9 protein-coding genes, 3 tRNA genes and 1 pseudogene are annotated in these 8679 nt (G+C 71.8%); 5 read left to right on the forward strand and 8 right to left on the reverse strand.

What is annotated here, in order from left to right:
- The first annotated feature begins 49 nt into the window (after nt 1–49).
- Nucleotides 50–1150, forward strand: coding sequence for a LacI family DNA-binding transcriptional regulator (locus IE95_RS0112570; protein ID WP_030151974.1), 1101 nt, complete (start codon nt 50–52; stop codon nt 1148–1150).
- A 121-nt stretch (nt 1151–1271) separates the two neighbouring features.
- On the opposite strand, the gene IE95_RS0112575 is transcribed toward IE95_RS0112570, so the two are convergent.
- The 6 genes from IE95_RS0112575 to IE95_RS0112600 form a co-directional block, all read right to left on the reverse strand.
- On the reverse strand, nt 1272–1724 hold the full coding sequence (locus IE95_RS0112575) for a MaoC family dehydratase (RefSeq protein ID WP_030151975.1): 453 nt from the start codon (nt 1722–1724) through the stop codon (nt 1272–1274).
- Nucleotides 1721–2188, reverse strand: a complete 468-nt coding sequence (locus IE95_RS0112580; RefSeq protein WP_030151976.1) for an FAS1-like dehydratase domain-containing protein — start codon at nt 2186–2188, stop codon at nt 1721–1723. The genes IE95_RS0112575 and IE95_RS0112580 overlap by 4 nt, the downstream gene beginning before the upstream one ends.
- Before the next feature lie 31 nt (nt 2189–2219).
- Nucleotides 2220–2390, reverse strand: coding sequence for a 50S ribosomal protein L33 (gene rpmG, locus IE95_RS0112585; RefSeq protein ID WP_030151977.1), 171 nt, complete (start codon nt 2388–2390; stop codon nt 2220–2222).
- An 88-nt stretch (nt 2391–2478) separates the two neighbouring features.
- Nucleotides 2479–2555, reverse strand: a tRNA-Met gene (locus tag IE95_RS0112590).
- Between the two features lie 63 nt (nt 2556–2618).
- Nucleotides 2619–2691 (reverse strand) — tRNA-Thr (locus IE95_RS0112595).
- Between the two features lie 319 nt (nt 2692–3010).
- A tRNA-Tyr gene (locus IE95_RS0112600) sits at nt 3011–3092 on the reverse strand.
- Nucleotides 3093–3250: 158 nt separating this feature from the next.
- On the opposite strand from IE95_RS0112600, the gene rarD reads away from it, so the two are divergent.
- From rarD to IE95_RS18990, 4 genes are all read left to right on the forward strand, one after another.
- Nucleotides 3251–4255, forward strand: a complete 1005-nt coding sequence (gene rarD, locus IE95_RS0112605) for an EamA family transporter RarD (protein WP_129429415.1) — start codon at nt 3251–3253, stop codon at nt 4253–4255.
- Nucleotides 4256–4365: 110 nt separating this feature from the next.
- Nucleotides 4366–4860, forward strand: a complete 495-nt coding sequence (locus tag IE95_RS0112610; RefSeq protein WP_030151979.1) for a YajQ family cyclic di-GMP-binding protein — start codon at nt 4366–4368, stop codon at nt 4858–4860.
- Nucleotides 4861–5090: 230 nt separating this feature from the next.
- Nucleotides 5091–5942, forward strand: coding sequence for an HAD family hydrolase (locus IE95_RS0112615; protein WP_051703065.1), 852 nt, complete (start codon nt 5091–5093; stop codon nt 5940–5942).
- Between the two features lie 71 nt (nt 5943–6013).
- Nucleotides 6014–6952, forward strand: a complete 939-nt coding sequence (locus IE95_RS18990; protein ID WP_051703066.1) for an alpha/beta hydrolase family protein — start codon at nt 6014–6016, stop codon at nt 6950–6952.
- Between the two features lie 123 nt (nt 6953–7075).
- On the opposite strand, the gene htpX is transcribed toward IE95_RS18990, so the two are convergent.
- Both htpX and IE95_RS20675 read right to left on the reverse strand, forming a co-directional pair.
- Nucleotides 7076–7951, reverse strand: coding sequence for a zinc metalloprotease HtpX (htpX, locus tag IE95_RS0112625; protein WP_030151982.1), 876 nt, complete (start codon nt 7949–7951; stop codon nt 7076–7078).
- A gap of 190 nt (nt 7952–8141) precedes the next feature.
- Nucleotides 8142–8679 (reverse strand): annotated as a pseudogene (locus tag IE95_RS20675) (pyridine nucleotide-disulfide oxidoreductase); the annotation flags it as partial.

Genomic DNA, 8679 nt, shown 5'->3' on the forward strand with positions numbered 1-8679 from the left:
GCGCCACGCCGGATCCGAGAACGTCCAGAAGACCGGCAGAGGGGCAACGATGACCGAGACCGAGCAGGCACCCAGACCACCCGGCCGCCCGACCCTCGCCCGCGTCGCCGCGCTCGCCGGGGTGTCCGTCTCCACGGCATCCCTCGCGTTCTCCGGCGCAGGCCCCATCACCCCCGAGACCCGCGACCGCGTCATGGCCGCGGCCGACGAGCTCGGCTACACCGGCCCCAACCCGCTCGGACGCCAGCTGCGCTCCGGGAAGTCCGGCATCGTCGGCGTCGTCATCGGCGACCAGCTCAAGCGCGCGTTCCGCGACCCCGTCGCCGTCCAGGTGCTCGACGGCCTGGTCTCCACGCTCGGCACCAGCGGCCTCGGCGTCCTCCTCATCCCCGGCATCCCCTCCGACGACCCGTCCCGCGCGGTCGACCCCCTCATCGAGAGCGCCGCGATGGACGTCGCCGTCCTCGTGTGGGGCGTCGGGACCGACGACGCGACCCTCGCCGCCCTCCAGCGCCGCGGCGTACCCGTCGTGATCGGCGAAGGACGCCCCGTCCCCGGGACGCCCCTCGTCGGCATCGAGGACCGGCGCGGCACCGCCGAGGCCGTTCGTCACCTCGTCGACCTCGGCCACACCCGCATCGCCGAGATCTCGCTCCCCCTCGACAACTCGCGCCGCAGCGGGGTCATCGACACCGAACGCCTCGCCCAGGCCGACCGCACCCCCACCCTCAACCGGCTCACCGGGGTGCGCGACGTCGTCGAGCCCCTCATCTCGTGGGAGACCGAGGCGTCGCTCGTCGAGCACGGGCACGCGGCCGCCGTCCAGATCCTCGGCGCCTGGGTCCCCGCCGACGAGCGCCCCACCGCGATCATCGCCCACTCCGACCTGCTCGCCGCAGGAGCGATCCTCGGCGCCAAGGAGCTCGGGCTGCGCGTCCCCGAAGACCTGTCGGTCGCCGGGTTCGACGGACTCGACCTCCCCTGGCTCAGCCCCGACACCCTCACGAGCGTCCACCAGCCGCTCGCCGAGAAGGGCGCACAGCTGGGGAACGCAGTCGTCGCGCTCCTCGCCGGGAAGGAGCCGGAGACGGTCATGCTCGACGTCGAGCTCGTGCCCGGCACCACGACCGGGCCCGCGCCGAGCGCCTGACCCACCCCTCTCCCGCAGGCCCGGCCCGCAACGCGCGCAGAAGGGCGCCCCTCCCCGTACGGGAGAGGCGCCCTGCGACGTGCTGGGCCGCCGGTACGGCGACCTGAGGCGGCCAGGCCGGCTAGAGGCGGACGACCGCCTGCGCCTTCATGAGGACCTTGGCGCCCTCGAACGTGACCGTGAGGTCGACGCGGACCGTGCGCGCCTCCGTGTCGATCGCGCCGATCGCGCCCGACACCGAGATCACCGCCTCGCCGGGGTTCGGCACGGGCACCGGGCGCGTGAATCGCGTCTGGTAGTCCACGACCGCACCGGGATCCCCGGCCCAGTCCTCGACCAGTGCGACGGCCGCACCCATGGTGAACATGCCGTGCGCGATCACGCCCGGCAGGTCCACGCTCTGCGCGAAGGTGTCGTTCCAGTGGATCGGGTTGAAGTCGCCGCTCGCGCCGGCGTAGCGGACGAGGCGCGCCCGGTCGACGAGGACCTCACGGGTCCCGACGACGTCGCCCACCTCAAGGGATGAGAGGTCCGGACGCGTGGTGCTCACCGGAGAGGCGATGTGCTCGGTCATGCGTCCTCCCCACGGACGACGAGGCTCGACGTGACGGTCGCGACGGCCTCGACGGTTCCGGATCCGTCTGCCGCCAGGGCGCCGATCTCGGCGCGCGTCGTGACCATCGAGATGCCCGCGCGCTGCGTGATCGAGTCGACGTGCAGCACGGTCACGAGATCGTCGCCGGCGACGATCGGACGGTGGTGCACGAACCGCTCGTCCGCGTGGACGACCCGCGTGAAGTCGACACGGGCCTCAGGGTCCTGGATGAAGGGAGCCTCGGCGCGCTGCGCGACGATCACCGCGAACGTGGGCGGTGCGATCAGGTCCGGATAGCCCAAACCCCGCGCAGTGGCCACATCGTGGTGCGCGGGGTGGGTCGAACCGACAGCAGCGGCGAACTCGCGGATCTTCTCGCGGCCGACCGAGTACGGGGCGGTAGCCGGGTACTGGCGACCGGCGTAGTCAACGTTGATCGCCATGCGTGCGGAGATGCTCAGCAGAGCCGCTGGATCAGCGGGTCTCGCGGTGAGCGGTGTGCTTGCCGCAGCGCGGGCAGAACTTCGCCAGCTCGAGACGGTCGGGGTCGTTACGGCGGTTCTTCTTGGTGATGTAGTTCCGCTCCTTGCAGTCCACGCATGCGAGCGTGATCTTCGGGCGAACGTCTGAGCTCTTGCTTGCCACGGTAGTGCCACCTCTCGCGCCTCCGGAGGGCGCTACGTGCTTGCTAGGCCGCACGGCGCCGGCCGCCGTACGGTGTGTTGTCAGGAAGTGGTAGCGGGGGCGGGGCTCGAACCCGCGACCTCACGATTATGAGCCGTGCGCTCTGACCAGCTGAGCTACCCCGCCGCGTGATGAACGCGGGGTCGTGTCGCCAACATTGTAGCGAGACGACCCCACGTCACTTCACAGAGCCCCGAAAGGGAATCGAACCCTTGACCTTCTCCTTACCATGGAGACGCTCTGCCGACTGAGCTATCGGGGCAGCGGTGAAAAGATTACACGGGTTCGGCCGTGGTGCGAAATCGACCCCGTCGACCACCCCAGACCCCAGTGATCAGGCCGATTCTGCGGCCCGCCCTCGGCCGGGGCGAGCACCGGGCGCGCACCTGACACGCACCTGACGAGCACCTGACGAGCACCGCCGGCCGGACGACCAGGACGAGCTCCGCCGTCGGGCGTGGACCTGGCCCCTGGATGCCCCGGAAGACCCTTGCCGCACGCCGCCCCCAGGGCTCCCCCGCGCGTCGGCCGCAGAACGCGAACGAGGCGCCACCCGACGGGTGACGCCTCGTTCATGTGCGTGGCAGGTGAGGGATTCGAACCCACGAAGGCTATGCCGTCTGATTTACAGTCAGATCCCTTTGGCCGCTCGGGCAACCTGCCATGTTGAGTTGTGCACTTCCCCCGTCCACGTCCCGACCGTGCCGAGGCACAACTGCACGACGCTTCCGAACTGCGGGAGCGTGGCAACAGTACAGCGAACCTGGCCCCGGTGGAAAATCGACCCCTCACGCCGACCGGCGGCACGCTTACAGTGGACCGTGAGCCAGGCCCCCCAGCACCCCGTGAACGACGTTCCCACGCCGCCCGACGCCTCTCGCCCGGGCGCTCGGGGCGCTCCGGGCGGCACCCCCGGCACGTCGGCCCCGATCGACCGCCTCGGCGTGGCCCTCGGCGCGAGCGCGTACTTCCTGTGGGGCGCGATGCCCCTCTTCTTCCCGCTGCTCCAGCCTGCCGGACCGCTTGAGATCATCTCCCACCGCGTGGTGTGGAGCCTGCTGTTCTGCCTCCTCCTGCTGCTCGTGATGCGCAGGCTGCCCGCGTTCCGGGCCGCGTTCCGCGTGCGCCGGACCGTGGGGCTGCTCGCGATCGCCGCCGTGCTCGTGGCCACGAACTGGACCGTGTACGTCTACGGCGTGCTGTCCGGGCACGTGCTCGACGCGGCCCTCGGGTACTTCATCAACCCGCTCGTCACGGTGCTGCTCGCGGTGCTCGTGCTCAAGGAGCGGCTGCGCCCCGCACAGTGGGTCGCGCTCGGGATCGGTACCGCCGCCGTGGTCGTCCTCACGATCGGCGTCGGCCGGCTGCCGTGGATCGCGCTGACCCTCGCGGTCTCGTTCGGCCTGTACGGGCTCGTCAAGAACCGCGTCGGGCGCGACGTCGAGGCCCTGCCCGGCCTCGCGGTCGAGACGGCGCTGCTGTTCCCCGTGGCGCTCGGCTACCTGGTCCTCCTCGGGACCACGGGCGTAGGGACGTTCGCCGCCGAGGGCACCGGCCACGCCCTCCTGCTCGCATCGAGCGGCATCGTCACCGCCCTGCCCCTCCTGCTGTTCGGCGCGGCGGCGCGTCGCCTGCCGCTGAGCCTCGTGGGCATGCTCCAGTACCTCGCCCCCGTGCTCCAGTTCCTCGTCGGGCTGCTCGTGTTCCACGAGTCCATGCCCCCCGTGCGGTGGGCGGGCTTCTCGCTCGTGTGGCTCGCGCTGATCGTGCTCAGCGTCGACGGCCTGCGGACGATGCGCGCGTCGCGACTGGCCGCTCCCCGCTGAGCCCGGGCCCTCGCGCGGGACGTGCGGGGACGGGCCCGAGGCGACGCCCCGGGCACCCGCCCACTACCGTTGACCCCAGACCACCCCACCTACCGCGTCAGGAGAGCACCGTGGCCGATTCATCGATGGACATCGTCAGCAAGGTCGACCGCCAGGAGGTCGACAACGCCCTCAACCAGGCGATCAAGGAGATCCAGACCCGCTACGACTTCAAGAACATCGGCGCGTCGATCGCTTGGAGCGGCGAGAAGATCGTCATGGTCGCGAACTCCGAGGAGCGCGTCCTCGCGATCCTCGACGTCTTCCAGACCAAGCTCATCAAGCGCGGCATCTCGCTCAAGGCGTTCGACACGGGCGAGAACGAGCCCAAGCTGTCGGGCAAGGAGTACCGCCTCGAGGGCGTGCTCAAGGAGGGCCTCGCGGGCGAGAACGCGAAGAAGGTCACCAAGATCATCCGTGAGGAAGGCCCCAAGGGCGTCAAGACCCAGATCACGGGCGACGAGGTCCGCGCGACGAGCAAGTCGCGCGACGACCTCCAGGCCGTCCAGGCGCTGCTCAAGGGTGCCGACCTGGACTTCGCGGTGCAGTTCACGAACTACCGCTGACCGGCTCCTGACGGGCGCGCCGCTGCTCGGGCTCCTGCCCGACGGCGGCGCGCCCGTCGGCGTGCCGGGCCCCTTGTCACGGGTCTCGTGTCACGGCCCTCGCCGTGCGGGCGTGTCGCTCGCGCACGGACCTAGACTCGCGGCGTGGACACTCACCGACTCCCGGCGGCGCCCGTGCTGAGCCACGGGGTCCTGCGCACCGTCCCGGCCTGCACCGCTGGACTCCCGGCATGACCAGTCCCCTGCGCCGACCCCGCGTGGTCGCGACCGACCTCGACGGGACGCTGCTGCGCTCGGACGGCACGGTCTCTGCGCGCACGCGCGAGGTCTTGGAGGCCCTGGACGCGGCTGGCACCCAGGTCGTCTTCGTCACGGCCCGCCCGCCGCGCTGGCTCGCGGAGGTCGGACGCCTGGTGGGCGGGCACGGTGTCATCATCTGCCTGGGCGGCGCGTGCGTGTACGACGTCGGCACGCGCCAGGTCGTCGAGTCCCGCGGCTTCGCGCTGCCCGCCCTGCGTGACGTGGTCCGCGACCTGCGCGCCGCGGTGCCCGGCGTCTCGCTCGCCGTCGAACAGGTCGACGGCCCGGTGTTCGACGCGACGTTCCGGCACGACGAGGACATGCCGGACTCCTGGCGCGGGCCGGTCGAGCGCGCGCTCGACGCCCCCGTCGCCAAGCTGCTCGCGCGTGCGGAAGCCCTGGGCCAGGACGAGCTGTTCGAGCAGGTGCTCGACGTCGTGGGCGATCGTGCCCTGCTCGCGTTCTCCGGGGCTGCGGGGCTCGCCGAGCTCCTTCCCCCGGACGTCACCAAGGCCGGCGCGCTGGCCGCGTGGTCCGCGTCCCACGGCATCGGGGCCCACGAGGTCTGGGCGTTCGGCGACATGCCCAACGACCTGCCGATGCTCAACTGGGCAGGAACCTCGTACGCCGTAGCGAACGCGCACCCGGAGGTGCTCACGGCCGCGACCCACGTGACGGCGTCGAACGACGAGGACGGGGTCGCCGTCGCCCTGGAGCGGCTGCTCGACGGGGCGGGTTCGACGACGACCACCTCGATGTCGCCCGAGAGGTCGGGCGGCTGATGCGCGCACGACCGGTTGCCGGGCACCGACAGGTCCCCTCGTCCGCGACCGGCCGACGAGGCGCGGCGGCAATGCTCGCCCTTGCGCTGACCCTCGCGGCCGTGGGGTGCACGAGCCCGTCTCCGACCACTGCGGCCGACGACGCGACGCTCACCACGTTCTCCTACGGACCGCGCCCCGCCCAGACGGCCGACCTGATCCTGCCCGCACCGCTCGCCACACGCACCGGGGAACTCCGTACGCCGCACGAGGCCAGGGGCGGCGGGGAGACGGGCGAGGCCGTCGACGTCGTCGTCCTGATCCACGGCGGCGGGTGGGGCGCCGAGTACGACCGTTCGTCCGAGACCGCCGTGGCGCGCGACCTCACCGACGACGGCATCGTGGTGTGGAACCTCGACTACCGCGGGGTCGGTGCGGCCGACCCCGCTGACGAGGGCGGCTGGCCGGGCACGTTCGAGGACGTGGCGGCAGGCCTCGACCTGCTCCCCGAGGCCCTCGGCACCGCAGGCCTGACGCCTGGGCGCGTGGCCGTCGTCGGGCACTCCGCGGGCGGGACCATGGCCCTGTGGCTCGCAGCCCGGCACACCCTGCCCGACGGCGCCCCCGGCGCCTCCCCGCTCGTGCGGCCCGACCTCGTGGTCACCCAGGCGGGCGTCAACGACCTGATGGCCGCAGGGGCCGTGCACGGGTCACGCGGGCCGGTCGAGGCGCTCATGGGTGGCTCGACGAGCGAGATCACGGACGACCGGTACGACCTGGCCTCGCCCACCGCGCGGCTCCCCCTCGGTGTCCCGACGCTGGTCACGACCGGCGACCTGGACGCCGTCGTCCTGCCCTCGGTCGCGACCGGCTACGCCGAGGCGGCACGAGCAGCCGGGGACGACGTGACGCTCGCGGTGATCCCCGGCGAGGACCACCTGTCGCCCCAGAACCCGCGCTCAGGAGCGTGGGCCGCGGTGCGCGACTGGCTGGCCGAGCGGGGCATCACGGCGGCCGGGTCCACGAGATAGAGGGGACCCGTCGAGGTAGAGGCCCCCAGACCTCTACCTCGACGACACGGCTCTACCTCGACGACGGGGGGCCGGCGATGGAGGCCCGGCGACGGGCCCGGTGGCAGGGCCCGGGCGGGGCGCTCAGTAGCGCGTGATGCCACCCTGCCGGCCCGCCATGCGCTCGAGGCGCTGGATGCGGTCGGCCATGGGCGGGTGCGTCGCGAACATCTTCGCGACGCCCGCACCGCGGAACGGGTTGGCGATCATGACGTGCGAGACGTCGACCAGGTCGCGGTTCTGCGGCAGCGGGGCGCGCGCCGTCCCCTGCTCGAGCTTGCGCAGCGCGGACGCGAGCGCGAGCGGGTCTCCCGTGAGCTTGGCCCCGTCCTCGTCGGCGTCGTACTCGCGCGTCCGGGAGATCGCGAGCTGGATCACCATCGCGGCGACGGGAGCGAGGAGCGCCATCGCGAGGGCCGCCAAGGGGTTTCCGCCCCGATCCCGGTTCCCGCCGAAGATCAGCAGGAACTGCGCGAGGGACGTGATGACACCCGCCATGGCGCTCGCCACGGACGACGTGAGGATGTCGCGGTTGTACACGTGCATGAGCTCGTGGCCGAGGACACCGCGGAGCTCGCGCTCGTCGAGCAGGACCAGGATGCCCTCAGTGCAGCACACCGCGGCGTTCTTGGGGTTGCGGCCCGTCGCGAACGCGTTGGGCGCCTGCGTGGGCGAGACGTACAGCTTGGGCATGGGTTGGCGAGCGGCGGTCGAGAGCTCACGCACGATCCTGTACATCGCGGGCTGCTCGAGCTCGCTCACAGGACGCGCGTGCATGGCCCTGATCGCGATCTTGTCGGAGTTCCAGTAGCCGTACGCCGTGGTCACGAGACCGATCGCGACGAAGATCCACAACGTGCTGGCCGACCGTCCGAACACGGCCCACAGGCCCAGGATCACGACCCACATGATCCCGAAGAGCCCTGCGGTCTTCAGACCGTTGAAATGCTGATGACCCACGCTCAGCCCCTTCCGTCGAGCACAGGATGCCGTGGTGCGAGCATCCACCGGGAGAACGCTCGGCGCATGCGGGGGGTTCCCTGGGCCGTCGGGGCGATGGGCCGCACCGCGGCTCTGCTCCGCAGGTCACGGGGTACGACGACGGCGCCCGGCCCGGGTGGGCAGGGCGCCGTCGCGGTGCGTGGCTGCCTCAGGCCTCGGTGGTTGCCTCGGTCTGGCGGCGGGCGATGCGGATCATGTCCTCGCGGGGCACGACCTTGATGCGCTCGCGCCCGTGCGGCTCGCCGAGGGTGCGCTCGTGGGCGTCCAGGACCTCCCAGTCGGCCCACTGGACCACGTCCACCCCACGCTCGGCCAAGAACTCCAGGACGGCCTCGGGCGAACCGTGCGGCGCGACGCGACCGGCCTCGAGGTCACCCTCGACCGCCTCGACGCCCTCGGACGCGGCGACGGCACCGGTGACGTCCTCGACGAGGTGGCGGACGGTCTCGGACGCGTCGGACTTGGTGTGCCCGATCAACCCGACCGGACCACGCTTGATCCACCCCGTGGCATACACCCCCGGGACCTGCTCACCATCGATGTCGATCACCCGACCCTCACGGTTGGGGATCACACCCTTGAGATCATCGAACGGGATCTCCGGCAACGGCGACCCGAAGTACCCCACCGCCCGATACACCGCCTGCACCGGCCACTCGAAGAACTCCCCCGTCCCACTGACCGTC

The sequence above is a fragment of the Oerskovia turbata genome (assembly GCF_000718325.1).
GTDB lineage: Bacteria > Actinomycetota > Actinomycetes > Actinomycetales > Cellulomonadaceae > Oerskovia > Oerskovia turbata.

What these genes read in the sequence shown, in the direction of transcription:
- IE95_RS18990 (WP_051703066.1), top strand. Translation starts at nt 6,014, where the DNA reads ATGCTCGCCCTTGCGCTGACCCTCGCGGCCGTGGGGTGCACGAGCCCG.
- IE95_RS0112575 (WP_030151975.1), bottom strand. Translation starts at nt 1,724, where the DNA reads ATGACCGAGCACATCGCCTCTCCGGTGAGCACCACGCGTCCGGACCTC.
- IE95_RS0112570 (WP_030151974.1), top strand. Translation starts at nt 50, where the DNA reads ATGACCGAGACCGAGCAGGCACCCAGACCACCCGGCCGCCCGACCCTC.
- IE95_RS0112580 (WP_030151976.1), bottom strand. Translation starts at nt 2,188, where the DNA reads ATGGCGATCAACGTTGACTACGCCGGTCGCCAGTACCCGGCTACCGCC.
- IE95_RS0112615 (WP_051703065.1), top strand. Translation starts at nt 5,091, where the DNA reads ATGACCAGTCCCCTGCGCCGACCCCGCGTGGTCGCGACCGACCTCGAC.